Source organism: Bacillus sp. V33-4 (genome assembly GCF_002860225.1).
Classification (GTDB): domain Bacteria; phylum Bacillota; class Bacilli; order Bacillales; family Cytobacillaceae; genus Bacillus_BJ; species Bacillus_BJ canaveralius.
The window spans coordinates 28,648-55,159 of record NZ_PGVC01000034.1 but is presented as its reverse complement, the minus strand read 5'-3'; the positions used below and the strand labels follow the sequence as shown (position 1 = coordinate 55,159).

19 protein-coding genes and 1 other annotated feature are annotated in these 26,512 nt (G+C 43.9%); of the genes, 13 read left to right on the top strand and 6 right to left on the bottom strand.

The annotated features are described in order from the left end of the window. Positions 1-57 precede the first annotated feature (57 nt). From CVD23_RS13125 to ytxJ, 8 genes are all read left to right on the top strand, one after another. Positions 58-855 (top strand): DUF1444 domain-containing protein, encoded by a 798-nt coding sequence (locus CVD23_RS13125; RefSeq protein ID WP_101666268.1) that lies wholly within the window; start codon positions 58-60, stop codon positions 853-855. A gap of 265 nt (positions 856-1,120) precedes the next feature. Next, complete coding sequence (locus CVD23_RS13115) at positions 1,121-3,589, top strand: DNA translocase FtsK (RefSeq protein ID WP_257988417.1); 2,469 nt, start codon at positions 1,121-1,123, stop codon at positions 3,587-3,589. A 99-nt stretch (positions 3,590-3,688) separates the two neighbouring features. Next, the gene (locus CVD23_RS13110; RefSeq protein ID WP_101578997.1) at positions 3,689-4,786 is read left to right on the top strand and encodes a nicotinate phosphoribosyltransferase; all 1,098 of its coding nucleotides are present in this window, start codon (positions 3,689-3,691) and stop codon (positions 4,784-4,786) included. Between the two features lie 132 nt (positions 4,787-4,918). After that, the gene (locus CVD23_RS13105) at positions 4,919-5,608 is read left to right on the top strand and encodes a hypothetical protein (protein ID WP_101666267.1); all 690 of its coding nucleotides are present in this window, start codon (positions 4,919-4,921) and stop codon (positions 5,606-5,608) included. A 133-nt stretch (positions 5,609-5,741) separates the two neighbouring features. Beyond that, complete coding sequence (gene murC, locus CVD23_RS13100) at positions 5,742-7,043, top strand: UDP-N-acetylmuramate--L-alanine ligase (protein WP_101578995.1); 1,302 nt, start codon at positions 5,742-5,744, stop codon at positions 7,041-7,043. 298 nt (positions 7,044-7,341) lie between these two features. Beyond that, entirely contained in the window at positions 7,342-7,815 is a 474-nt protein-coding gene (locus tag CVD23_RS13095; RefSeq protein WP_101578994.1) for a DUF948 domain-containing protein, read from the top strand. 19 nt (positions 7,816-7,834) lie between these two features. Beyond that, the gene (locus CVD23_RS13090) at positions 7,835-8,413 is read left to right on the top strand and encodes a YtxH domain-containing protein (protein WP_101578993.1); all 579 of its coding nucleotides are present in this window, start codon (positions 7,835-7,837) and stop codon (positions 8,411-8,413) included. A 104-nt stretch (positions 8,414-8,517) separates the two neighbouring features. Further along, positions 8,518-8,844, top strand: a complete 327-nt coding sequence (gene ytxJ, locus CVD23_RS13085) for a bacillithiol system redox-active protein YtxJ (protein WP_101666266.1) — start codon at positions 8,518-8,520, stop codon at positions 8,842-8,844. A 218-nt stretch (positions 8,845-9,062) separates the two neighbouring features. Here ytxJ and CVD23_RS13080 read toward each other — a convergent pair whose 3' ends face one another. Beyond that, a complete protein-coding gene (locus tag CVD23_RS13080; RefSeq protein WP_101666265.1) occupies positions 9,063-11,222 on the bottom strand; it encodes a cell division protein FtsA in 2,160 nt (719 codons plus the stop codon). 268 nt (positions 11,223-11,490) lie between these two features. Between CVD23_RS13080 and CVD23_RS13075 the strand changes: the two genes are divergently transcribed. Both CVD23_RS13075 and ccpA read left to right on the top strand, forming a co-directional pair. Then, complete coding sequence (locus tag CVD23_RS13075; protein ID WP_101579030.1) at positions 11,491-12,567, top strand: bifunctional 3-deoxy-7-phosphoheptulonate synthase/chorismate mutase; 1,077 nt, start codon at positions 11,491-11,493, stop codon at positions 12,565-12,567. A 267-nt stretch (positions 12,568-12,834) separates the two neighbouring features. After that, positions 12,835-13,836 carry a catabolite control protein A gene (ccpA, locus tag CVD23_RS13070; RefSeq protein ID WP_101666264.1) on the top strand — a complete coding sequence of 334 codons (1,002 nt, stop codon included), beginning with the start codon at positions 12,835-12,837 and terminating at the stop codon, positions 13,834-13,836. Between the two features lie 111 nt (positions 13,837-13,947). Here the strand turns inward: ccpA and CVD23_RS13065 are convergent, their stop codons facing one another. From CVD23_RS13065 to CVD23_RS13055, 3 genes are all read right to left on the bottom strand, one after another. After that, entirely contained in the window at positions 13,948-15,120 is a 1,173-nt protein-coding gene (locus tag CVD23_RS13065; RefSeq protein ID WP_101666263.1) for an acetoin utilization protein AcuC, read from the bottom strand. Beyond that, a complete protein-coding gene (locus CVD23_RS13060) occupies positions 15,117-15,764 on the bottom strand; it encodes an acetoin utilization AcuB family protein (RefSeq protein WP_101578988.1) in 648 nt (215 codons plus the stop codon). Before CVD23_RS13060 ends, CVD23_RS13065 begins: the two co-directional genes overlap by 4 nt. 71 nt (positions 15,765-15,835) lie before the next feature. Next, positions 15,836-16,468: a GNAT family N-acetyltransferase gene (locus CVD23_RS13055; protein ID WP_101666262.1), complete on the bottom strand. Its 633-nt coding sequence runs from the start codon at positions 16,466-16,468 to the stop codon at positions 15,836-15,838. Positions 16,469-16,695: 227 nt separating this feature from the next. Between CVD23_RS13055 and acsA the strand changes: the two genes are divergently transcribed. After that, the gene (gene acsA, locus CVD23_RS13050; RefSeq protein ID WP_101666261.1) at positions 16,696-18,414 is read left to right on the top strand and encodes an acetate--CoA ligase; all 1,719 of its coding nucleotides are present in this window, start codon (positions 16,696-16,698) and stop codon (positions 18,412-18,414) included. Between the two features lie 328 nt (positions 18,415-18,742). Here acsA and CVD23_RS13045 read toward each other — a convergent pair whose 3' ends face one another. Further along, positions 18,743-21,604, bottom strand: a complete 2,862-nt coding sequence (locus CVD23_RS13045) for a transglycosylase domain-containing protein (RefSeq protein WP_257988414.1) — start codon at positions 21,602-21,604, stop codon at positions 18,743-18,745. Positions 21,605-21,749: 145 nt separating this feature from the next. Further along, positions 21,750-21,968 (top strand) — a binding site (T-box leader). A gap of 47 nt (positions 21,969-22,015) precedes the next feature. Here CVD23_RS13045 and tyrS point away from each other — a divergent pair. Beyond that, complete coding sequence (gene tyrS, locus CVD23_RS13040) at positions 22,016-23,275, top strand: tyrosine--tRNA ligase (RefSeq protein ID WP_101666293.1); 1,260 nt, start codon at positions 22,016-22,018, stop codon at positions 23,273-23,275. Between the two features lie 175 nt (positions 23,276-23,450). On the opposite strand, the gene rpsD is transcribed toward tyrS, so the two are convergent. Further along, entirely contained in the window at positions 23,451-24,053 is a 603-nt protein-coding gene (rpsD, locus tag CVD23_RS13035; protein ID WP_101579439.1) for a 30S ribosomal protein S4, read from the bottom strand. Between the two features lie 482 nt (positions 24,054-24,535). Here rpsD and CVD23_RS13030 point away from each other — a divergent pair, with 482 nt between their 5' ends. Then, a complete protein-coding gene (locus CVD23_RS13030; RefSeq protein ID WP_101666260.1) occupies positions 24,536-26,449 on the top strand; it encodes a sensor domain-containing diguanylate cyclase in 1,914 nt (637 codons plus the stop codon). Positions 26,450-26,512 lie beyond the last annotated feature (63 nt).

Here is a 26,512-nt window from a genome sequence, read left to right as displayed (position 1 = left end):
GTTGGAACAAGTAAAAGAAATTATTAATAATCATGGCTCCTTAGAGGAGGATACAAATTGGATAGCAATAAATTGAGAAAAGAACTTGAAAAGAGGCTAGGCGATCCGGGTCGTTCATTTACTTTTGATAGCGAAAAAGATACGCTGCGGATTGAGAACAAAAGCACCGGGAAAGGAATTACCATTTCATTGCCGGGTATTATCGCTAAATGGCAGATTGAAAAGGATAAAGCGATTGATGAGGTCGTCTATTATGTCGAAGAAGGGCTTCAGGCAATGGTAGAATCTGTTCAGCTATCCGGGAAAGAAAAGAACATATATCCGGTTATCCGCTCTGCCTCCTTCCCGACAGAGGCAGAGGAAGGGATTCCGCTTGTGTACGATGAACATACTGCCGAAACAAGAGTTTATTATGCTTTTGATATGGGCAATACGTACAGGCTAATTGACGAACAGCTTCTAAAAAAGGAACACTGGGATGCGAACCGGGTCAGGGAGATTGCTTTGTTCAATGCGAGGGCACTGCCGATCAAGATGAAAACCGATACTGTGGCAGGCAACACCTTCTATTTTTTGAATTCCAATGATGGATATGACGCGTCAAGAATTTTGAACGAATCGTTTTTAAAAGAGATGGAGGGCAAAGTCACCGGAACGATGACGGTTGCTGTTCCGCATCAGGATGTGTTAATTATCGGAGATATTCAGAATAACACAGGCTACGATGTGCTCGCGCAAATGACGATGAGCTTCTTTGCAAGCGGTCGGGTGCCGGTTACGGCCCTGTCTTTTTTATACGAGGACGGCGAGTTTGAGCCGATTTTTATTTTGGGAAAAAACCGGAAACGGGAGTAAGTAATATACACATCAAAAAAGCGTGGCACGATGCCATGCTTTTTTAATGCAATGAGCACTTTCGCTAAATTCGAAAAATCGAATCTATCTACTTATTTTACAATCCGTTGTCCTGCGAGGGGGATATCCTACAAAAGTCATAACAATCTAGTATTATTCTCCAAAAGCTCAATTAATCAGCTCATTCCTTCATTTTATGTCGATATTTTAGGAATTACTGATAAAATAGATATGATATATGAGAAAGAAGAAAGAGTGATAGATTTTGAGTTGGATTAAAAAGTTGCTTCACATGTTTAAAGACGAAGAGAGCGAATATCTTTCAAATAGAGATGAATTTGCCGGGATGCCTAATCCGGAAATAAAAAAAAGACGCGGCAAAGATATCGAGACGAGGGTTGCGTATCATTATCCTAAAGGGCAGTTTCGGTTTCCCGTCATTCCGGATGAAAAGGAGTCACAGCCGCCGAGTCAGAGTAGAACTGAACGCATGCATAAAAAAAATCGTCCCGTCACCATTCAGCAAAAAAGGGAACAACAGTCAACTTTACATAAAAACCGAATGCCAACCGTGTCAAGTCAAGCAAGCCAGCCTTTTAGACCGGTTGAAATTCCACCCGTATTTGGCTTTGGCAAACAAAGTAAGGATGAAGCCATCATCCACGAAATAAGCAGCTTTGAGCCGAACAACAGCCAATTAACTGAAATCAAATACCGAGAGAATATCAAAGCAGATTCTGATGTTGCTGCTCGTGAAACGCCTAACAGCGGGTCGGCAATTCTTCAAGGGAAAATCGAGACTGATCGTAATCCTATTTTTGAAAGTGATTCTTTAACGATTCAGGACGGATCCAGGACTCAGCGCGATGCATTTTTCGAACAGGCAGCAGCTCCATCCCGAATTTTTCAAGTAGAAAGCGAACCTGTTTCCGAAAGCGAAACGTTAATCTCTGAGGGAGATAGCGAGTCTCGCAGCAATTCAATTTTCGAAAATGAGGTTCCTGATATTCAAAGATTCGAAGCTGCTCCGGTAGCGGACAAAACCGTCGATGACCTGAGCCTGAAAGATGGGGAGCAACAATCCGAACCACAGGCTCCACAATCACAGAAAGAAAGGCCGCATTTGCCGTTTAACGTCCTTATGCTGAAGCAGGATAAGCAGAAGCTGGAGGAAAACCAATTTCCTTTAGCCAATAAGCGGTCCGGCAGCGAGACAGGTCGAAGTGCGGCTTCTTATGACAAGTCCGCCACCGAAATGAACCGATATCCCGCGGCTAAAGAAGCTGAACCAGAACCGGAAACCGCTCAAGGCTACACGCATCCGGATTTTGATTTACTTGAGCCGCCTGTTGTTTATGAAGCGAATGATGAATGGCTGTACGCGCAGGAACAGCTGTTGAACGAAACGCTGGAGAATTTTAATGTCGGTGCAAGGGTGGTCAATGTTGTGCAAGGGCCGTCCGTAACCCGCTTTGAGGTCCAGCCTGATCCCGGAGTAAAAGTAAATAAAATTACCAATCTTTCTGATGATATTAAATTAAGCCTCGCTGCCAAAGATATCCGGATTGAAGCACCGATTCCGGGCAAGCATACGATCGGAATTGAAGTGCCAAACGAGAAGAGCCGTCCGGTCTTGATTAGTGAAATCATCAAAAGCCGTGAGTTCACAGAGAGCGTTTCGCCGCTGACGGCTGTTCTCGGTCTTGATATATCCGGGTTACCGATTATCACCGACTTGAAGAAAATGCCGCATGGCCTGATTGCCGGTGCGACCGGTTCCGGAAAAAGTGTCTGCATCAATACGATTCTTGTCAGCTTGCTGTACAAAGCAGATCCTGACCAGGTAAAATTACTGCTTATTGATCCGAAAATGGTCGAGCTTGCGCCATATAATCATATTCCTCACCTCGTTTGTCCAGTTATTACAGATGTAAAAGCAGCTACTGCTGCCCTGAAATGGGCAGTGGAGGAAATGGAACGGCGCTATGAGCTGTTTGCCCATACAGGTGTCCGTGATATTAACCGTTTTAATGAAATGGCCGACCAGCACAAGCGTTATTCCGATAAGCTGCCGTTCATCGTGATTATTATCGATGAGCTCGCCGATTTGATGATGATGTCGCCGGCAGATGTCGAGGAGGCAATTTGCAGGATTGCCCAAAAAGCGCGGGCGTGCGGAATTCATTTGATCATTGCGACACAAAGACCGTCAGTGGATGTCATTACCGGTTTGATTAAAGCGAATGTGCCAACAAGGATTGCTTTTTCTGTGTCTTCGCAAATCGATTCAAGAACGATTATTGATATAAGCGGCGCTGAAAAGCTGCTTGGCCGTGGTGATATGCTGTTTCTTGAAAATGGCTCATCCAAGCCTGTCCGTTTGCAGGGAACCTATGTCTCCGATCTTGAAATTGACGATGTTGTTTCCCATGTGCGCGCCCAGCGGGAGCCTGTTTATTTGTTTGAACAGGGAGAACTGCTGAAAAAAGCCGAGGCGAGCGAAGAGGAAGATGAACTCTTTTATGAAGCTTGCGAATTTGTTGTCAGCCATGGGGCTGCTTCGACTTCAAGCCTGCAGCGCCGTTTCAAAATCGGCTATAATCGCGCCGCCAGGTTAATTGATATGATGGAACAGCATGGTTACATATCTGAAACGCGAGGCAGCAAACCGCGCGATGTCCTGATTACGGAAACAGAGCTTGCGGCATTGCAAGACACTAGTCCAATCGATTAATTAATGTTATTCTGTATTAGCATGTATCGAAGAATAGGGTTATCTTTAATTTACTTAACGGGTTGCCCGCAATATTGACTTGTTTAGAGGAGCTTTGAAATGAAAGAAATAGAATTGAAGTTAAAAGGTGAAATCCAGCGCTTAACGAACCGCACCTTTAAATTCGACGAACGAGTGAAGGATGGGTGGTTTTCTGCCGTTTATTTTCTAAAAACGCGGGAAATTGTCCAAAAGTATCTAAAAGATAACATCGTCACTATGCAATTCTTCCAGAAAGAACATGCGGTGCTGTGCGGAACAGATGAAGTGATTGCGCTCGTTAAAACATTTGCGGACCGTCCGGAGGAGCTTGAAATCTATTCGTTAAAGGATGGAGACAAGATCAGTCCATTCGAGACCGTTTTAACAATTACAGGCTTATACCAGAATTTCGGATACCTGGAAGGACTCATTGATGGGATATTGGCGCGCCGGACGTCGGTAGCGACGAATGTTTATAATGTTGTCAAGGCGGCGGGCATCTCCGGTAAACAGAAACCGGTCATTTTTATGGGAGACCGAGATGACCATTTTACAACCCAGGCTGGCGACGGGTATGCTGCCTATATCGGTGGTGCCACGGCCCAGGCGACCCATGCCATGAATGAATGGTGGGGAAAACAAGGGATGGGTACGATGCCGCATGCGCTGATCCAGCTATTTAACGGGGATATTGTGGCAGCGACAAAGGCTTATCAGGAAACATTCCCCGATGATGATTTAATTGCTCTTGTTGATTATAATAATGATGCGGTTACCGATTCATTAAAGGTTGCCCGCGCTTTTGGCGACGATTTGAAGGGGGTAAGGGTGGATACTTCGAGAACCCTTATCGACCAATACTTTTTGCGTAACCAGCACCTTTTAGGAACTTTTGATCCGCGCGGCGTTAACGCCGAGCTGATTTTTGGTTTGCGGAAGGCTCTGGATGATGAAGGCTATCATCATGTCAAAATTGTTGTCAGCGGCGGTTTTAATGAAACAAGAATTGTTGAATTTGAAAAAAATGGAGTTCCTGTCGATTTATACGGCGTGGGTGGCAGCCTTTTGAAGATTAACATTGGCTTTACAGGTGATAATGTGACGTTAAATGGGGAGCACCAGGCAAAGGCAGGCCGGAAATTGCGGCCGAATTCGCGTCTTGAAAAAGTAGAGTAACAATCAGAAATTCGATCTGGAAATCATCAATGTTCCGGATTCAATTTCGAGCAGGAGCATTTTTAAATTTTATTAATGAAACTTTAGAAGACCGGCACGCTTATCTGCCGGGAAAAGGCAGGGAGCATCCTTATGACTATGGACCGCTCAACTTTAAATTTAGATAACTATCGAAGCCAAAAGCAAGCACAAGCAGAGAAAAGCGTTCAGCATCTGCTCCGGCTTGCCGCAGATTATACCGAAAGAAACACGAATATCCGGGAAAAAGTTCGTGCTAAGCATATTTTCCGCAAGAAGCTCGGCCTTCGAAATGGGCACATATTGACTGCCGTTGAAGAAGAGTTGTTTGAGCAGTGGTTTCTATTTGATTACCAGACAATTCAAGGCTTTACGATGCTGAGCCTGTTTTTGAAAAATCAGGCTGCAAATTTAACAGAACCTGAGATGATCCAGGGGGCGTTATTTTTAAGCTCAATGCTGGAGCCGTTTACTGTTATATCGGTTGACGAAGGGAATGAGGAGATTACAGTACAAGGCTTTGCGTCAGAGATGGCATTCCCTGTATTTTCCAAACTTCCTCTTTTGCAATCTCAAAATTTGCAATACGTATTTTTGAGGAAAATACCGGCGCTGAAACGAGATATCGCGATCAGTCCTTTATTTGCAGTGAGTGGGCCTGAGGTTTTTAACAAATTGGAAAACAGTTTTATCGATCAAAAACGCGAGGATGAATCTCTTTCGTGGAGAACATATTTAAAAAATCATGCGATACTTTTTCTTTACGAAGGCTTACGGAAACAGATTTATAGAAAAGAGTTTTAGATCTGGATTTCACCAGATATAAGAAAGATGTTATAATGTTTAGCATGCAGCTCAGACTAATGGATGAAATGAGCAAATTAATATAAATGTCATATACTGTTTTACAGATAGACGTTGGTTGGAGGTTCTTTACATGACCATTTACCACTTTGTAGGTATAAAGGGGTCCGGAATGAGTGCGCTCGCACAAATTCTTCATGATATGAATTATCATGTGCAAGGCTCCGATGTCGATAAGCACTTTTTTACTCAACAAGCGCTTGAGCAATCTGGAATAAAGATCCTTCCCTTTCAAAAGGAGAATATACAGCCCGGAATGACGATTATTGCCGGTAATGCTTTTCCTGATACTCATGAAGAGATCGTGGAGGCAATGAGACTCGGGCTTCCTATCGTCAGATATCATCGTTTTTTAGGTGATTTTATGGAAAACTTCACCAGTGTGGCCGTAACAGGTGCGCACGGAAAAACTTCGACAACCGGGCTGCTTGCTCATGTTATGAGTGGTGCAAAGCCGACCTCCTTCTTAATTGGAGACGGTACTGGAAAAGGAGACCGGGATGCTGAGTATTTTGCTTTTGAAGCGTGCGAATACAGAAGGCATTTTTTATCCTATTTTCCTGATTATGCGATCATGACGAATATAGATTTTGATCACCCTGATTATTTTGCCCATATAGACGATGTCTTTTCTGCATTCCAGGAGATGTCATGGCAAGTAAAGAAGGGTATATTTGCATGCGGTGATGATGAACAGCTGCAAAAAATCCAGGCAAAGGTGCCTGTCGTATTTTATGGATTCGGCGAAGAAAATGACTTCCAGGCAAGGAATGTGGTTAAGTCGACTGAGGGAACGACCTTTGATGTTTTCGTCCGGAATACGTATTATGAGACGTTTGAAATCCCTACTTATGGTAACCATAATGTTTTAAACTCCTTGGCGGTGATTGCTCTTTGCCATTATGAAGCGATTGACACAGAAGTTATCGCCCGGCAGCTTTCAACGTTTGGCGGTGTTAAAAGAAGATTTTCAGAAAAGGTAATTGGTTCGCAAGTTGTCATCGATGATTACGCGCATCATCCAACCGAAATCAAAGCCACGATCGAAGCAGCCAGGCAGAAGTACCCTGATCGCGATATCATTGCAGTCTTCCAGCCGCATACTTTTACGAGAACGCAAACCTTTTTAAATGAATTTGCCGAAAGCTTGAATAAAGCTGATAAAGTATATTTATGTGAAATTTTCGGATCTGCCCGTGAAAATCACGGTAAACTTTCAATCGAAGATTTGCAGGCGAAAATAGCGCATTCAGAGATTATCAAAGAGGAAGAAACAGGCTCCTTGAGAAAACACGAAAATAGTGTGATTATTTTCATGGGTGCCGGCGATATTCAAAAGTTCCAGTCAGCTTATGAAAAGCAGCTGCAATTGTAAAAAGTCGAAAACCACCTTCACAAGGTGGTTTTTTTGATTAGATTACTTTAATTGGTATAAAATATGGGGGTTGATGCATATCTTTGGCTGCTTGCCAAGGAGTCAAGGATGGTTCACGTTCCTATTAGATAAACTCAGCTGCGAAAAATTCGCCTAAAGGAGAATTGAAAAAATGATATCTTTTTAAAATGAGGAGAAGTATGATACCGTTAAAGTAAGATACTTATTTAGTAAAACGGTGGTTTAGGCTGGACCGCCCTGGGTAAAAAATAGAGTAACGATTATGGAGGTGGAATGTATGGAGATTATTTTATATTTAAGCGTAGCTGTGATCGCCATAGCTTTCTTTGTGTTAGTTCTGTATTTAACAAAAACGTTGAAATCAGTGCAAACAACCCTTGACAGTGTTTCAAAAACATTGACAGGATTAGAGCAGCAGTTGGATGGAGTTACGAGAGAGACTACTGTGCTTCTGCATAAAACCAACGCTCTCGCTTCAGATATTCAGCAAAAGTCCGAAAGCTTAAATACTGTCGTGGACGCAGTGAAGAATGTAGGCTATTCAGTTCAGAAGTTTAACACATCTATTCAAAATATCACTTCATCTGTTGACCATCAGCTTGATCAGCATAAGGATAAGATTTCACAGGTTGTCCAATGGAGCAATGTGTTCCTGGAATTAAAAGACAAGTGGGCAGCCAGAAAAAAAGAAAATCAACTTGAAAATCGGCCGCCTGTTGTAAGAACAGAGCGGGAGCGGGCAAGATATTAAAGGTGAGGAGGAATTGAGCATGGTGAAGGAACGTAGTCAATTTGAAGGTTTTAACGAAAACAATAGTGGGACCTCGAGGGATTTTGTTTTGGGTGCGATTATTGGCGGGGTTGTCGGAGCAGCAACAGCGCTCTTACTGGCTCCGAACTCAGGCAGGGAGCTTCGCAGCGACTTAAAGGAACAAGCAGGCATGCTAAAAGAAAAAACAAATGAATATCGCGAAGCGGCGATGACGAAGGGCAGTGATCTGGCTGCGCAAGCAAAAGAAAAGACCGGTCAGCTTCGTGAAACTGCCATGACTAAAGGCGGGGAAGTGGTGTCTATTGCGAAACAAAAAACGAGTTCAGTCGCCCAGCAATCGACAGACCTTCTTAACAAGGTGAGAAGCAGCAAAAATTCTTCCGAAAGCGGATCCCAAGTCGGGGATGGCACCGGGGTTAACACGCCAGATGAATATATTTCCAGTGAATCAGCCATTGACGTACTAAGCGAGACTGAGAACAAAGGTTCTATCCAAACCGGCAACCCCGAAGCAAAGCTTGAGGAAACAAAAAAGGCTTTTGATGAAACAGAGAAAAAATTAAATCAAAAACATTAAGTTTGTTTTGGAGACGGTGAAGTGGTAAGATAACTTCACCGTTATTTATTGGCTGCTTATGTGCTAAAGTGGCACGGGCTCCAAGTTTTTCAGGAGGGATTATTTTGAATAAAATCAACACAGTGGAGCAATTTGACGACGCAGTTAACAATGGAGCATTCTTAATATTAAAGCACAGTACTACCTGCCCGATTAGCCAGGCGGCTTATGAAGAATTTGAAAAATTCACAGAGGACCATCCAAAGGTTAACAGCTATTATTTAACTGTCCAGGATGCCCGCCCACTTTCCAACCATATTGCGGAAAAGTATGATATTAAGCATGAGTCTCCGCAGGCGCTCCTATTCACGAATTCGGGTGTCGCCTGGCATGCCTCACACTGGAAAATTACTTATGAGACGTTGGCGAATGTGCTAGCTGAAAACAAATAAATTATCGACAAAACCACCTTTCTTGAATTGCAAGGTGGTTTTGTTTTGATAAAAGTACTGCATAAAGTTGTAACAACCGATTGATGAGAGGAACCCTTCGGATTTACGAGCGCTTATCGAAATTTACGAGCGAAACTCTGGATTTACGAGCGCTTATCGAAATTTATGAGCGGCAATCCGCATTTTCGATCACCATCCAAAATATGCTTGCTTTATTGCTAATTCTGTTGAGCAAGCGGCCAGAAAATTCTCAAGCTGTCTCCCGCTTGAATCTGATCATGAAAGGCTACAGACTGATCGTTCCGTGTCAGTTCAAAGCTTCCGTTTGCATGGGCGGGCATATCGACCTGAACCGCCATAAAGATATCCTGAAAGATGAACGGTTCAAAGCTTTTTTCGGAAATTCTCAGATGATCTCCATCTGACAGGATATCATCATCGAGCAGTTTTTGCTCCCCTCTGTAAAACTCTGTAACTTCTTTAGTAAGCGTAACGCTTTCGCCGTTAAAGGAGATTGGCAACTTTTGATATCGATTTATTTGCTTGATTTCTGCCAGATCCTCGACTGTCGGCGCTTTTCGTTTGGTGATTGTTAATTCATCAAGGTCATTGAAGCCGCTTTTCAGTCTTACTTCCATGCCATTTCGATAGATTTTTCCGCCGAATCCTGGAAAGTACTGATCCTTTCCGTTTATGTTAAGGAAAAGCGGGCGCAGCTCAGGCAGGTAGTACTGTAATTTTAATGAATGAAGCAGTTTTTCAATTGTCTCAGGGAGCGTGCAGACGATCTCATCGCGATCCTCAACAAATTTTTCCGGGCTGCAAGCTGCCTTATTGCATGTAAGCACGGCAGAAATGATTTCCGGCTTCCCGTTAATCGTCACCATTTTCTGGGGAAGATGGTCAATTAAATCTTTTATTTGTATCTTCGTTTGTTGGCCGTCCGCGCCCTTTTTAACCGTAATCCGGTCATTATTGCTGATTTCTTCATCGAAGGAACAGCTGGCACCATTTTTTAAAATGGTTGGAGCATTGCCAAGCTGGCCGGGAATCGTGATGCTTTGTCCATTTAACGTCACAATCATCGCCAGGCCCGGTTTTCCGTATAGTTTATTCATTTTTATTCCGGCTGCAAGCAGACAGTCGCCGACCGTTAGCTTTTTCACTTCAAAAAGCCGAACGGGCTGCTCATTAACGTAAACAGTCCGATATTGAACCGGAGACATTCGGGCCGCGATCGCAATTCCAACGGGAGTAACCAGTTCCGGTCCTTTTAAAATATGATCTGCAAGTGTTAACGAAGAAATCGCTTCTATGCCCCTTATCGCAACCCGGTTTTCCGGGAGCCCGAGACGTTGCGCGAGCTTATTTGGGAGTTCAGGCGTTAAGCTGCCTCCACCGACAAGCATGACAGCTTTTGGCGGCTTCCCGTTGTTTAATGATAAAATTTCGTCGCCGATCGTAGCAGCGAGCTTATCCAAGGCAGGTGTAATGTGTCCAACTGCTTCCTCCCTTGTAACCTCTGCTTCAAAACCGAGAATGTCGGTTATGGTAATCGTTTCACGGCTGGATAACTCCCGTTTCGCCTTTTCTGCAAGCGGAAAATCGAGGAGAAAATGGTCACTGATTGCTTCAGTAACTTCATCTCCGGCAACAGGCACCATTCCATAGGCGATGACCGTTCCTGCATCGGTGATCGCGATATCGGAAGTGCCTGCGCCAATATCAACGAGAGCGACATTTAATCTGCGCATCGAAGGAGGGATCAGCACATTGATTGCGGCGATCGGTTCCAGCGTCAAAGCATCCATTTCCAATCCTGCCCGGTGAAGAGCAGAAATAAGTGATTCAACAACAACCTTCGGTAAAAAAGTCGCAATGATTTCAACAGAAGCTTCATCACCCTGCTGATCAATCAAATTGCCGATTTCTTCTCCATCAAGCCGGTAATAAAGCACGGAGTATCCGACACAGTAATAATACTGGCTTTTTTCAATCTCATGCTTTTCGGCAACCATCGCCTGGGCTTGCTGGACAGCACTTAATTCAAGGTAAAGGATGTCTTGCTTTGTCATCATCGGTTTTCCATTAATATCGACCGATACCTTGGCCCTTTCTGTTCGCAAAGCCCTGCCGGCTGCCGCGACCGAGACTTTATGTAGCGGTCCATGTTGCTCCTCAAGCTGCTCTTTTATAACGGCAATCAACTTTGAGACTGACAACACGTCATGGATTTGCCCATCAAGCATCGCACGTTCGCTATGCTCCATCGAAAGCATATCAACAACATGGAACTGGCCGCCGGTTTCTTCAAGGATGACGCCGACTACGGAACGCGTGCCAATATCAAGGGCAAACAGTTTGTTTTTTTCCTGCAAAATGAGAACACCTTCTTTTTTAAATTCATCATAAAATACTTTAACACTTAAAAGCGTTTAATTAATAAAGAAATTTCGTGACATTAAGAAAAGATTCATATATAATAAATCGTAATTATAATAAAATGTACCACATTTTTACGGGGCGTTAAAGAGATTGGAAACGATAAGCTTTTGACCCGCCCAGCTGGCTTGCAGTTTACCTGATTCTACGGGTGCAAAGCAAGTGTTTAAAAAACCGAAAAAATTTGAAAGGACGGGAAAGAAAATGAGCAATAAACAACTTGACCAACTGCGCGATCGCGTAGATGAATTAAATCTGGAGCTGTTATCATTAATTAATGAGAGAGCCCGGCTCGTCCAGGAAATCGGGCGAGTGAAAGAAACTCAGGGAGTTTACCGTTATGATCCAGTGCGAGAACGGAGAATGCTTGATTTAATTAAAGAAAACAATGATGGACCATTCGAAAATTCAACAATTGAGCATATTTTCAAAGAAGTATTTAAAGCAGGTCTGGAGCTGCAGAAGGATGACCATCGCAAAGCTCTGCTTGTTTCCCGGAAGAAAAAACCTGAGGACACAGTAGTTAACCTTAAGGGAGAATTGGTTGGGGATGGCAAGCCTCATTTTGTATTTGGCCCATGTGCGGTTGAGTCATATGAACAGGTAGCGACTGTTGCTGCAGCGGTAAAAGCAAAAGGGTTAAAGCTGTTGCGCGGCGGTGCGTACAAGCCGAGAACTTCTCCGTATGATTTCCAGGGGCTTGGCTTGGAAGGGTTGAAAATCCTCAAGCGTGTCGCAGACGATTATGATATGGCTGTCATCAGCGAAATTGTCAATCCTGCTGATATTGAAACGGCTGTTCAATATATTGATGTGATTCAAATCGGTGCCCGCAATATGCAAAATTTTGAGCTTCTTAAAGCTGCCGGGGCAGTAAATAAGCCTGTTTTATTAAAGAGGGGCCTCGCTGCCACCATCGAAGAATTTATCAATGCAGCTGAATATATTATGGCGCAGGGGAACGGACAAATCATCCTTTGTGAGCGGGGGATTCGCACATATGAGCGCGCGACAAGAAATACGCTTGATATTTCAGCTGTGCCAATTCTCAAGCAGGAAACGCATTTGCCGGTACTTGTGGATGTAACTCATTCGACAGGACGCCGTGATTTGCTCATCCCAACAGCGAAAGCAGCATTGGCCGTCGGAGCTGACGGGGTAATGGCCGAGGTTCATCCGGATCCGGCAGTAGCTCTTTCCGATTCAGCCCAGCAAATGGATCTGCCACAATTCGAGCATTTCTTCAAGGAATTACAAAGCACGCCATTTGTAAGAGTTTAAGTGCATTTTTTAAGGTACAACAGGAGCCTTCTGTTCATCGGGAAGGCTCTTTTTATGTGAAAATCGTGGCGAATATACATAAAATTTATAAAAAAATGCAAAAATTAAGGGCTTGACATTGCGGCATTCCCTTGTCTGTCGTATGATTAAATACATAATTAGACTTGTTTAACGCGTCACAAACTTTAGAAAGATGTTTAGGTTTTCCTTTGTTGCAGTAAAATAAAGAAAAACGGTGCGTGTGCAAACAAAAAGGAGTGTATAGATATGAATGTAACAATATATGATGTTGCCCGTGAAGCTAATGTTTCGATGGCAACCGTTTCCCGGGTGGTCAACGGGAATCCTAACGTTAAACCGGCGACTCGAAAAAAAGTCCTGGAAGTCATTGAGCGGCTTGGTTATCGTCCGAATGCAGTGGCAAGGGGGCTGGCCAGCAAAAAAACAACGACTGTCGGTGTCGTTATTCCCGATATTTCGAGCACTTTTTTCGCTGAGCTGGCAAGGGGAATCGAAGATATTGCGACAATGTATAAGTACAATATTATCCTCAGTAACTCGGATCAAAACAAAGAAAAGGAATTGCATCTTTTGAATACAATGCTCGGCAAGCAGGTTGATGGTATCGTCTTTATGGGCGGCAATATTACGGATGAACATGTTGAAGAGTTCAAAAAATCACCTGTGCCGATTGTTCTTGCCGGTTCCATTGAGGCAAGCGGGGACATTCCTTCCGTTAATATCGACTATGAGCAAGCAGCCTTTGATGTTGTTCAAACGTTTGTGGAAAAAGGCCATAAAAACATCGCGTTTGTAATAGGGCCTTTCCATGAGCCGATCAATCTGGAAAAAAAGCTTGCCGGATATAAAAGAGCCCTAGAAGCTGCCGGGTTGCCGTACCGTGATGAGCTTGTCATCGAAGGCGATTACACGTACGATTCAGGAATAGAGGCATTTGAAAAATTGCTCGAAGCTGAAGAAAAGCCAACCGCGATATTTGTCGGTTCAGATGAAATGGCACTCGGTGTTGTCCACGGTGCAGAGGATAAGGGTTACAGCATCCCGAACGATTTCGAAGTGATTAGTTCAGACAATACAAGACTGACTATGATGGTCCGTCCTCAGCTGACAGCGGTCGTGCAGCCGCTTTACGATATTGGAGCAGTGTCAATGCGGCTGTTAACGAAATTGATGAATAAGGAACAAGTCGACGATCAGATCGTAGTTCTTCCGCACCGAATTGAATACCGCAGCTCAACGAAAGAGTAAGTTTGCCGATATAAAGAAACTTTGCAAAAAAAACAGGAGACCTGTAAGGATTGAAAAATCCTTCCGGGCCTCCTGTTTTTTGTATTATCCGAAATTTCAACACGGATGGTCTTATCCTGATTCACTTTTCGTCCTGTTGCGAATCGGATATAGTGCTTTGTCAAGTGTTTGGCTGTTTTTTTCGGTAATTTCCGCTTTTCTTGGGATCGGCGGGTAGAGGTTGGCCGGGTCATCCCATTCCTTCGGAAGCGCAACGGGCGCTTTATCCTGCCAGAATTCAATCCAATCAGAGGGCATATTGCCAAAACGATTCGGATTTTCAGTCATTTCCAGCCAGATCAGGGCCCATGCCCTTGGAACGACCCTCCAAATATCATACCCGCCGCCGCCAACTGCGATCCAGCGTCCGTCACAGTACCTATGCGCTATTTCATGGGCCAGTTTCGGTATTTCCCGGAAAATTTTTGTCGTTGCCGATAAATGGGTCAACGGATCCAGATAATGGGCGTCGGCTCCGTTTTGCGTCAGGATCACATCAGGCTTGAAGAAATCGGCCACTTCGTTTAAAGCATTGGAGTACGCGTGAAGCCATGAATCATCCTCTGTGAACGCATCAACCGGGATATTAAAGGAATAACCGTACCCTTTTCCCTGGCCTCTTTCATTAACATTGCCTGTCCCGGGAAATAAATAGCGCCCTGTTTCATGTATTGATAACGTGCAAACGTCTGGATCATCGTAAAATGCCCATTGAACGCCGTCTCCATGATGGGCATCTGTGTCAACGTAAAGAACGCGCGCATTGTATTTGTGCTGCAAGTACTTTATCGCAATCGAAGTGTCATTGTAAACGCAAAATCCTGAAGCTTTTCCCCTGAATCCATGATGAAGCCCGCCGCCGAGATGCAAGGCATGCTTTGCCTTGCCTGTCATGACATAATCAACCGCTGTCAACGTTCCGCCGACAAGCAGCGAACTTGCTTCATGCATCTTGTCGAAAATTGGCGTATCTTCGGTACCAAGGCCGTAATTTTCAGCAATATCCTTGTCAAGGCTCCCGTGTCCTGCCAGCCGGACAGCGTTTATATAATTTTGATCATGGATGAGACAAAGCTCTTCCTCTAAAGCAGACCGGGGCGGCACGATTTGCTGTTCTTCAATAGCCTGCATTCTTTGGAGCAGGTCAAGTGTCACTTTAAGCCGAAGCTGATTAAAAGGATGATGCCTGCTGAATTTGTAGTTCAGCAGTTCTTCTGAAAATACAAACACGGATTGCTCGGTCATGATGGAAGCCCTGGTAAATTCGGCCACAGCACTTGAAGTCCTGCATTCGTTAAATCGTCAATCATGCCGACCGGATTCATGGTCTGGACTCTGAGTACAATTATTTTATAGTTTTCATCCTTTTTATCAGGGTAGACGAGGACACTTTGAATGTTGGCCTTACGGTTGCGGATGACGGTCGCTACCTCCCAAAGCATGCCTGCTTTATTGGGAACTTTTATTTCAATTTGCGAACCTGGCTGATGAGCCCCGGTTAATTCAACTAACGTATGCAGTAAATCGGTTTCCGTAATAATCCCGACCAGCTTCCGATCCTTTAAAATCGGCAGGCAGCCAATATGATGCTCGTAAAATAGAGCAGCAAGTTCCTCTACAAAGTCGAGGGGATGGCCTGTGATCACGTCCGTTTTCATAATTGTTTCCAGTGGTTTCTGTAAATCGTCCTTATATTCTTCGGCCCGAAAAATCGAAGGGGTAGCGTCACGGATATCCCGGTCTGTCACCAGGCCGATTAAACGGTTATCTTGATTGATGATCGGAATATGGCGAATTTTCTTTTGCTCCATTAAAAGAATGGCATCCGCAATCGTGCTATTTGGAAATAACGTGCACACATTCGTTTTCATGATTTCTTCGACAATCATCGTTTTTTCCCCCTTACCAAATGTCATTTATTCGTAAATCAATAAATGGCATCAGTTGCTCCAGGTTTCGTTTAATACATAAATCTGTTCATGAACCTTAGCTGGTCAAAGCGCTGAATCGATTCCTGATCGATTCTTTTTCCGATTCGAGCCATTAAGCAATTCGCAGGATGTGAGCTTATTTCAGGGTCATCGGTTGCATACCATTCCAGCCCGCCGGCGTTCATCATTTTTTCCATTATTTTGCGATACTCCCAAACGTTCAAGCCGGTTCCTTTTAAATCCCAATGCCAGTAATACTCAGTCGTAATAATAATGTAGTCTTCCATTGCATCATCCATCATCGATACAACCAGAAGATTTTTTCCGACTGACGCCCCGCGGAATTCCGGAATAACTTCAATCGCACCAAGTTCAATCAGGTTTTCCATATTGCCCTCAGACCATCGTTCGAGCGGATCAGGATATAAATAAGTTACGTAGCCGACAATCATATGCCTGTATCTGGCGATCAAAATTCTTCCTTCAGGGAGGCTGGCGATTTCCACTAGTGCCTTATGCTGCTGTTCCGGAGGGCGAAAGGCAACTAAATCTTTATGAAATTCATAACCGGCAAGCTTCTCAGCAGAAATTGGCCCTTCGATAATCAGGTCGCCGTGCTTTGTTTTCAATTCTTTTGCATTGTAAGTTTTTTTATGCTCCATTTATACACCACCTGGAATAACAATTAACAGATTAATACTATTATACATAAAAACTATTAATTAAAAGCGCTTTCACAAAATTTTCTGGTAAATTTCAATATATGTTAAAAAGCCGTCACATAAAGATTAAAGAAATCTTTGGCAGGTAGAATATTTTAAAAATTGAGAAAAAATGTTTTTTATACTATAATAATGTTGACTAACCGAATTAAAGGGGGATATGGTGCATGAAAGTGGAAGCGCTGCCAGTAATAAAGGGGCAATTTAATCTAGAAGATTATGAACAAATGTACAAGCAGTTTGATTGGAAAGAAACCGAAAAGCATTTTTCCTGGTCCAATACTGGACTCATGAACATGGCTTATGAAGCGATTGACCGCCATGCTGAATCTGAAAGGAAAAATAAAATTGCGTTGTATTACCGGAGCGGTGGCCGCAATGAAAAGTATACATTTAAGGAAATGAAAGAGCTGTCCAATAAGGCAGGGAACGTATTTAAAGCGTTTGCGGATGTAGAAAAAGGAGACCGCGTGTTTATATTTATGCCGCGTTCGCCTGAATTCTATTTTGCCGCTTTAGGAGCGATTAAGCTGGGAGCGATCGTCGGTCCGTTATTTGAAGCATTTATGGAAGGGGCCGTGCGCGACCGTTTGGAAGATAGCGAAGCGAAGGTGCTCGTTACAACCCCCGAGCTGCTCGAGCGTGTCCCGGTAGAGGAGCTTTCTGCTTTAAAGCATATTTTTCTAGTCGGAGATGATATTAAAGAACAGGGACCCTACCTTGATTTTAAGAGGAAACTAGAAGAGGCGAGCCGCAAGCTTGATATTGAGTGGGTTGATCGCAATGACGGTCTTATCCTCCATTACACTTCCGGTTCGACTGGTAAACCAAAGGGAGTACTGCATGTCCATAACGCGATGATCCAGCATTACCAGACTGCAAAATGGGTTCTTGATTTGAAAGAAGATGATATCTACTGGTGTACAGCAGATCCCGGCTGGGTTACCGGCACATCCTATGGAATGTTCGGACCCTGGTTAACCGGCACATCAAATGTCGTAATTGGCGGCAGGTTCAATCCAGAGACCTGGTATAAATTAATTGAGGATATGGGAGTTACGGTCTGGTACAGCGCTCCAACTTCTTTCCGGATGCTGATGGGAGCGGGAGATGAAGTAGTCAAAAAATTTGATTTAAGCAGCCTCCGCCATATCCTCAGCGTCGGGGAACCACTTAATCCGGAAGTAGTCAAATGGGGAATGAAGGTGTTTAACCTGCGGATTCATGATACTTGGTGGATGACAGAAACGGGTGCGCAGCTTATTTGTAATTATCCGTGCATGGAAATCAAACCAGGGTCGATGGGAAAACCAATCCCGGGTGTTGAAGCGGCGATTGTTGATGACCAGGGGAACGAGCTTCCACCAAACCGAATGGGAAACCTGGCGATCAAAAAAGGCTGGCCTTCGATGATGCACATGGTTTGGAAAAATGAGCAAAAGTATGATTCGTATTTTATGCCTGGCGGCTGGTATGTCTCTGGCGACTCCGCTTATATGGATGAGGATGGTTATTTCTGGTTCCAGGGCAGAGTGGATGATGTGATCATGACTTCTGGAGAACGGGTTGGCCCGTTTGAAGTCGAAAGCAAGCTTCTTGAACATCCGGCTATTGCGGAAGCAGGCGTGATCGGTAAACCTGATCCAGTGCGCGGAGAGATTATTAAAGCGTTCGTTGCTTTGAGGGACGGTTATGAAGCTTCTGACGAATTGAAGGAAGAAATCCGCCAATTTGTAAAAAGAGGTTTTGCTGCCCATGCAGCGCCACGGGAAATTGATTTCCGTGACAAGCTGCCGAAAACAAGAAGCGGAAAAATTATGCGCCGCGTTTTAAAGGCATGGGAATTGGATTTGCCGACTGGTGACCTGTCGACAATGGAAGATTAATCGTAATAGATACACAATGTAATAAGTTAAACCGAAAAATGAAATGAAGTCGTCTAAGTAAACAGGAGTATGCCGCAGGCAACGATTAATTTTAAATAACTGTTCATTTTTCAATTAAAGAATTGCTTTATGGAGCCAATTTCACAATGTAATAAGCTAAACCGAAAAACGAATGAAGTTTTCTAGATATACAGCAGTATGCCGTAGGAAACAAATAATACTATAATGTAAGTAACTGTTCGTTTTTCAATTAAAGAATGGCTTTACGAAATTCATTCAGATGAAAAAACGCGCCGCCTCATTTTTTGAGGCGGCGTTTAAAATGTTATTAAGTATCGGTGGATCCATCTCCCGGGTCAGGAACAGGCTCGACAGGTCCTGGTACCGGTACCGGAGCCGGAGCAGGGGCTGGCACCGGTGCCGGAATTTGCTCGGTTTCTTTCGGTTCAACCGGGTTTGTTACGGCCGGCGCACCGATTAATACGATGTTAGAAGGAGGCGATTCTGCTCCGGCTATATCAACGGCCGTTACATAGTATTCTCCATTTCCAACATTTTGCGCAAGCCCGCCCCCCGCTTTAATGCTGCCGATCCGTTGGCCGCCGTTTGTATAGACACGATAACCAATGACATCTGGCTCAGGGTGGCTGCCCCATGTGAGAGTGGAGCCGGAACCCACGACGACCGGAGCAGCAGGAGCTTTTCCGTTATCTTCAATTTTCGCATTCGGAATCAAAATATTTGCCCAGCGATCTTTTTTCGGAATGAGCTGGTCGACATTGGCTGTAATTCCAAAAATCTTTTGAAGATAATCAGGGTTTAAAATCACGCCATCTTCAGCGAATTCTGCCGGAGTCGAATCAAGAGCAAGGTACTTGGCGTCGCCAATTCGAACAAACTTTCCGCTAATCAAGCTGTCATCCACACCAGTTGGAACAAATTTCGCATTAAATAAATCGGTTTCGACAAGGCCCGCTCGCGAACACGCTTCAGAAGGAAGCAGTCCCGAGGTTACACAATACGACCTTCTGACAATTCCGCCAGGCATTTTGAATTGCTCAGCAGGAGCAATCAGTGCGGGATTAATATCGTAGGCAGCATTCAGTAGTTCCGCCCACAAATAATTGGTCCGCAGACTGTAATTCAACCCTGCCGTTTTTAACGACTTAGGCGTATCATAGCCCGTCCAGATTCCAAAGGAAATATTCGGATTGGAAGCGACAAACCAGGAATCGTAAAATTCATTTCCTGTTCCCGTTTTGCCGGCAAGGTCGGAACTGAATTTTAACCTTCCTTTAATGGATGCAGCTGTCCCGGTTTTAATAACATCGCGCATCATGTCAATCGTTAAATAAGCTGTTTGCGGGCTGAACACTTCAACCGGTTTTACTTCATGCCGGTAGATCACATTGCCTTCTTTATCAACGATTTTCTCGATCATGTAAGCGTCGATAAATTGACCGCTATTGGCAAATGTTGCAAAAGCGTTGGTGTTTTCTTCAACGGTGACTCCATCTTTCAATGAGCCAATCGAAGTTGCGAGATTTGTGTAGTCCTCTTCTACTAAAGAGGTAAAGCCCATTTTTTCCAAATAACTAGCGGGCTTCTGATCAACTATATCTTTATATAACTTAACAGCCGGGACGTTTAATGACTTTTCCAAAGCATATCTTGCTGATACAAGTCCGCTATAGGTTCTCGTATAGTTCATTGGCCATGGCCGATTGAGCTGCGGGTTAAGCTTCAAAGGGATGTCCGGCAAAATCGTTCCTGGAGCTGATTTACCAAGCTCCATTGCCGGTCCGTAGACAAGCAGCGGCTTCATTGTTGAGCCGTTTTGGCGAAGCCCGCTTGTTGCGTGGTTAATCTGTTCGCGCTTGTGATTCCTTCCGCCGACGAAGCTGAGAATTTTCCCAGTTTGATTTTCGATCAGCACAGCGCCAACCTCAACTGGCTCCATGACCGTTTTCTGTTCGCCGGTTTCCGTATCGGTAATAACCTGCTGCTTTTCAGGGCCGAAATTTTTATAATTCGCCGTTACGACAGCCATGACATCATACATATCCTTATTAATGGTACTATGAATTCGATAACCATTTTGGCGGAGATTCCGATCTGCAAGAGTTATGTATTTTTTCCGTAAATCATCGTCTTTCTTTAGAGCTTCTTCCTCATATCCATCTTTTTTTGCGAGTACTTTCGAAAGAACTTCAACTGCCCGCTTTTCGATCTCAACGGTTAACCATGGATACTGTTCGGTGGGGTTATCAGTTGGTGGTACAAAATTCTTGGTAATGTCATAGGCAATCGCCTCTTCGTATTGCTTGCTGTCAATTGCCCCGCCTTCATGCATCCTTTTTAGAACAGTCTTCATCCTCGTCAGGCCGGGTTCAAGGTCCGCTTTTACTTCTCCCTTGTTTGTAAACGGTGTGTAGCCGAACGGACTTTGCGGAAGGCCAGCAATAAAGGCGGATTGGGCTAAATTAAGATCCTTCGCTTCAACTCCGAAGATCCCCTTTGCAGCTGATTGTACACCGGCAATATTTCGTCCCGAAGAATTGCGGCCAAATGTGGAAACGTTTAAATACGCTTCGAGAATTTCTTTTTTATCAAAGAATTTTTCAAGCCGGAGTGCCAGTAAAATTTCCTTTGCTTTACGTTCAAAAGAAATTTCATTTGTGAGTATCTGGTTTTTAATGAGCTGCTGTGTGAGTGTACTGCCGCCTGATTGGTTGGCCGAATTGCTGACCTCTTGAAACAAGGCACGTGCGATCGCTTTCGGAACGACACCGTTATGCTCGTAAAAATACTCGTCCTCTGTTGCAACAACGGCATCAATTAAATATGGAGATACGTCGTCAAGCTTGACTTCCTCGCGCTCAAGGTCGGTTCGGAGCTTGCCTAAATACACATCGTTAGCGAAATACATTTCCGACGTTTCTTCATAGTTATATATATCTTTTTTCATACTTTCATAGGAGCGGATCGGCTCTTCTTTGACGAGTGACGCAAAATAACCTGCCCCAACCCCGCCTGCGAAAGCACCGCCGAGTACTAAGATTATTAAAAAAATTAGCAATAAATTCCAGAAAACTTGATAGGTAATTCTTGCGCCTTTGACTGTTTTCCTATCAGTAACAAGGCTGAACCATGATTTTATTTCGTCTTTCCAATTTGGCTTTTCGTTCACTTTATCAATCCCCCTAAAATCACCTACATTATAGCATACATTAACATCCTGCGATGACAAGCTATGGCATTTTTCTGAAATATACTGTGACGATTTGACATGATCCAGTGAAATATGGTAAAACTGCAATAGTTTAAATAACATTTCGAGAGCAATGACGGGAACAAGTAGTGCTTCTATCCCTGTTTTTAGAAAGCCGGCGGCTGCTGCAAGCCGGTACAAATAGAAGGATGAATTACCTCCCTGAGCATTTACTGTGAAACGTCAGTAGCAGTAAACGGTTGAACCGTTATCTTTTTAAAGTGGAGGGCTGATGTATGCCCTCAATCTGGGTGGTACCGCGCTAAATACAAGCGTCCCTGCGTTTTCGCAGGGGCGTTTTTTGTTTAAGGAAGAAGGAGGAATGAGATGATGAGTTTATTAAGAGAGCTGGAATGGAGAGGAATCATCTACCAGCAGACAGATGAAGAAGGGATTAAAGACACGTTAAACAAGGAAAAGATTTCACTTTATTGCGGAGTAGATCCGACAGCCGACAGCATGCATATTGGCCATTTGCTGCCGTTCTTAACATTGCGCCGCTTCCAAAATGCAGGCCATCGCCCGATCGTTCTTGTCGGGGGAGCGACCGGCTTAATTGGCGACCCGAGCGGAAAGTCTGAAGAGAGAAAGCTGCAAACCTTGGAGACGGTTCAAGACAATGTGAAAGGCCTGCAGGGGCAGCTCGAGAGAATCTTTGATTTTGAAGGCGAAAACGGCGCGATTATGGTCAATAACTATGACTGGGCCGGCTCGATGGATATTGTTACGTTCCTGCGCGACTACGGTAAGCACGTAGGGGTTAATTACATGCTGGCAAAGGATACGATTGCTTCCCGCCTCGATACAGGAATATCATTTACTGAGTTTACGTATACAATTTTGCAGGCGATGGATTTCCTTCATTTGTACGAACATCATCATTGCAGAATGCAGATCGGTGGAAGCGATCAGTGGGGCAACATCACAACCGGTTTAGAGTTAATCCGCAAAATGCAGCCTGAAGGTTCAAAAGCTTACGGTTTGACGATTCCACTCGTCACAAAGGCGGATGGTACGAAATTTGGAAAAACGGAGAGTGGAGCAATTTGGCTTGACCCTGAAAAAACTTCACCATATGAGTTTTACCAGTTCTGGATTAACACGGCTGATGCCGATGTGATCAAGTATTTAAAATACTTTACGTTTCTTTCGAAAGAAGAAATTGAAGAACTCGAGAAAGCGGTCGAGGAAGATCCGCATTTGCGTAAAGCACAAAAAGCTCTGGCAGAAGAAATGACCGCATTGATTCACGGGCCGGAAGCATTGCAGCAAGCAATCAAAATCTCCGAAGCGCTATTCAGCGGTGACGTAAAAACTCTTTCAGCAGCCGAAATCAAGCAAGGCTTCAAAGATGTTCCGTCGTATGCGCATGGCGGTGAAGAAGATATCTCTCTTGTTGATTTGCTCGTCGCGGCAAAAATTTCTCCATCAAAGCGCCAGGCGCGTGAGGATGTCGGAAACGGGGCTGTGTCTGTGAATGGGGAGCGTGTCACAGATACCGACAAGATTTTAACCAAAGCGGACCGTATCGAAGAGCAATTTACGATCATTCGCAGAGGGAAAAAGAAATACTTCTTAATCAAATACTAATTATAGTAGAAGCCTTCCGATTGCCGGAAGGATTTTATTCAGTCATGGAAAGCTAGCGTGGAATAAAGCGAAATGTAGCGATCATTATGTAAAATCATTCACGAGACCATTGTTGCTGAAGTGGATCAAACAATAAAAAAACAAGCCGTGGATTCCACGGCTTGTTTCAATGTTATTAACGAGAGTAGAATTCAACGATAAGAGCTTCGTTGATTTCGGCAGGCAATTCAGAGCGCTCTGGCAAGCGAGTGAAAGTACCTTCTAATTTGTCAGCATCGAAAGTTACGAAGTCAGGTACGAAGTTGTTTACTTCGATTGCTTCTTTCACGATGTCAAGGTTGCGGGACTTTTCGCGCAAGCTGATTGTTTGGCCAGGCTGCACGCGGTATGATGGGATATCAACGCGTGAACCATCAACCATTACGTGACCATGGTTTACAAGCTGACGAGCTTGGCGGCGTGTACGCGTTAAGCCTAAACGGTAAACAACATTGTCCAAACGAGATTCGAGAAGAACCATGAAGTTTTCACCGTGTTTACCAGCCATTTTGCCGGCCCGATCGAATAGGTTGCGGAATTGGCGCTCAGTTACTCCGTACATATGACGAAGCTTTTGCTTTTCCTGCAATTGCAAACCGTATTCAGAGATTTTTTTACGCTGGTTTGGACCATGTTGTCCAGGAGCGTAAGGACGCTTTTCTAATTCTTTACCTGTACCGCTTAGAGAAATTCCAAGACGGCGGGATAGTTTCCAGCTTGGACCAGTATAACGAGCCATGAATGACTCCTCCTTTGTGTTTTTATTAGTAAAATAAAAACAGTTGTGACGCACAATCGTGGCCATTTTGTCTTCATGTACCTTCGCCCCAGCAGCTCGGGGTTACCCAATACACCATCCTAGAGGAGAAAAACCTCTGCCAGAGGAACAAAATGCACCCACCAAGGTGTTCACATAGGCTGCGATATTATTTTACACAAAGGATATTATATAACTTTAGTTGGGTGAAAGTCAAGATAGTAACCAAAGGTCAAATCAATAAATATTTCGCAGGTAAAGAGTCATGAGTACAAAGATATGGTATAATGAGGAATATTAAAAATTAATTCGAAACGGCATGTATATATAACTAGTTGAGTGAATTTCACAAAGTACTAAGCTTAACCGAAAAACGAATTAAATTTACTCAATATCTAAAAAATCAATTGCTGGCTAGTCGGACTTTCCTGTGATAACCCTGTAAGATAATAGGTGATGATGGAATGGAATTGCTTGAAGACAATATTATACTAAATTTAAAAAGCCGTTTTTTTGATTTGTTTGACGTCGAAAGCGGTTTATTACGTGATGAGCTTTTACTTGATGCGATGATTGGCTCAATCAAGAGCCTGCTGCATGCCAGTGAGGTAACTTTGCTGGCGTCAAGTGAATGGAATCAAGAGCTCGTCATCGAAGCTTCCACAGAAAAGAGTGCTTACGCAGCTGCTTTTGCTCCTATTGTTACGTCGGAAGAGTATGAACAATTATTGAAAGGAAAAGTAGTTTACCGCTCCGGAGCCCCCCTGGCAGTTTTTGGCGAATGCGATTTGTCGCTGGTCTTCAAGGAAGAAGGACGAATTCATGGATTTTTGCTCATTAAACAAAAAAATCCGGGCAGCCAATCAGCACTTTCCGATCAATTGTTGATAAATATAAGTAAAGAATGTGTCACATTTCTGAAAAAAGTCCGTGGCCTTTCGAAAATAGTGGTTGACGAGAAGCGTTACAGGCAGCTTTTTCGCATCACGGAAAAGCTTCATTCTTCCATGGACATGGACGCCGTCCTTGGTGAGATCATCGGCACGCTTAAAGAAGTGTATCCATCTTTTACTTATTATTTATTGCTTTCACAGGATAATAACAGCCATGGCGATTTACCGGTAAGAGATCTGGAATATGACAGCGAAAATATTGCCGCCATGCAGGCTTATGTAACCGGGCTGGTCCAGATTGAGGATTCCGTTCAAGACAGAAAATCCGTGCTTTATGCCCCGTTAAAAGGAAGACAGGGAGTATACGGCGTGTTACAGGTCATTGCTCCGAATACAGTTGTTTTTCCGAAAAATGAGGTTGAGTTTATCATGCTCCTTTCCAACACGGCAGGCGGTGCTTTAGAAAATGCCCAGCTCTACCAGCAGTCAAGGCGGTTAATCTCGGATCTTCAGCTCATTAATGAGACATCCCATCAGCTTAATTCAAATCTCAGGCTTACCGAGACGATAAGCTATATGTCACAGCAAATCATGAAATGGTTTGATGCTCGGGAAGCAGGCTTTATTCTTCTTTCCGAAGACCTTGAACAAACAGAGGTTATGCAGGGCAGCAGCCCATTTTATTTTACTGAAGAGGCGAAAGTCTATATTAAATATATAAAAGATAAAATCAAGAAAGAAAAGGATTCTTTATTTATTGGCGATTTAAATTTGCACAATGGTGAGCGGGCTCCCCGCTTTAAATCGATCATGGCGGTTCCGATGGTGCAAAGCGAAACGTTGAAGGGTTTTGCGCTTGTCATGCATAAACAACCGTATCATTTTTCTTTTGAGGCTTTTAAGCTGCTTCAATCACTCATCCATCACTCAACACTGGCATTTACTAATTCAATGCTTCGCGAAGAACTCGAAAAAATGGTGGTTACCGATCATTTAACAAAGCTATACTCCCGGAACTATTTGAATGAGAAAATGGACATGTCAATCGAAACGGATGGACAGGGCACGTTTATCTTGATTGACATCGATGACTTCAAATCTATAAACGACACGTACGGCCACCAGATCGGTGATGAAGTAATCATTCAGGTGGCAAACATCATTAATACCCATATCCGTTCGACGGATATTGGATCAAGATGGGGCGGGGAGGAGCTGGCGATCTATTTGCCAAAAGCTCCCCTTGAAGCGGGGGTTGTTATTGCCGAAAGGCTGGTTGAAAAGGTCGCCGAAAATACATCACCGCAAATCACGATTTCTTGCGGGGTATCGCACTGGAATTCTGAAAAATCAGATACGAGCATTAATTTATTTAAAAGAGCGGACCGTGCTCTCTATCTGGCGAAAGGGAGCGGAAAAAATAAAGTAGTCATCCAGAAGGAAGAATCCGGAACGATACTGGGCGATAAACTGATTTTTAAATAAAACAAGGCAGGCCGGTTCGCGCGAATCTTTATTCCAGCGGACCGGCTTTTTTCACGGACAAGC

What these genes read in the sequence shown, in the direction of transcription:
- CVD23_RS13110 (WP_101578997.1), top strand. Translation starts at nt 3,689, where the DNA reads ATGAAAGAAATAGAATTGAAGTTAAAAGGTGAAATCCAGCGCTTAACG.
- CVD23_RS13105 (WP_101666267.1), top strand. Translation starts at nt 4,919, where the DNA reads ATGACTATGGACCGCTCAACTTTAAATTTAGATAACTATCGAAGCCAA.
- murC (WP_101578995.1), top strand. Translation starts at nt 5,742, where the DNA reads ATGACCATTTACCACTTTGTAGGTATAAAGGGGTCCGGAATGAGTGCG.
- CVD23_RS13095 (WP_101578994.1), top strand. Translation starts at nt 7,342, where the DNA reads ATGGAGATTATTTTATATTTAAGCGTAGCTGTGATCGCCATAGCTTTC.
- CVD23_RS13090 (WP_101578993.1), top strand. Translation starts at nt 7,835, where the DNA reads ATGGTGAAGGAACGTAGTCAATTTGAAGGTTTTAACGAAAACAATAGT.
- CVD23_RS13075 (WP_101579030.1), top strand. Translation starts at nt 11,491, where the DNA reads ATGAGCAATAAACAACTTGACCAACTGCGCGATCGCGTAGATGAATTA.
- ccpA (WP_101666264.1), top strand. Translation starts at nt 12,835, where the DNA reads ATGAATGTAACAATATATGATGTTGCCCGTGAAGCTAATGTTTCGATG.
- CVD23_RS13065 (WP_101666263.1), bottom strand. Translation starts at nt 15,120, where the DNA reads ATGACCGAGCAATCCGTGTTTGTATTTTCAGAAGAACTGCTGAACTAC.
- CVD23_RS13060 (WP_101578988.1), bottom strand. Translation starts at nt 15,764, where the DNA reads ATGATTGTCGAAGAAATCATGAAAACGAATGTGTGCACGTTATTTCCA.
- CVD23_RS13055 (WP_101666262.1), bottom strand. Translation starts at nt 16,468, where the DNA reads ATGGAGCATAAAAAAACTTACAATGCAAAAGAATTGAAAACAAAGCAC.
- acsA (WP_101666261.1), top strand. Translation starts at nt 16,696, where the DNA reads ATGAAAGTGGAAGCGCTGCCAGTAATAAAGGGGCAATTTAATCTAGAA.
- tyrS (WP_101666293.1), top strand. Translation starts at nt 22,016, where the DNA reads ATGAGTTTATTAAGAGAGCTGGAATGGAGAGGAATCATCTACCAGCAG.
- rpsD (WP_101579439.1), bottom strand. Translation starts at nt 24,053, where the DNA reads ATGGCTCGTTATACTGGTCCAAGCTGGAAACTATCCCGCCGTCTTGGA.
- CVD23_RS13030 (WP_101666260.1), top strand. Translation starts at nt 24,536, where the DNA reads ATGGAATTGCTTGAAGACAATATTATACTAAATTTAAAAAGCCGTTTT.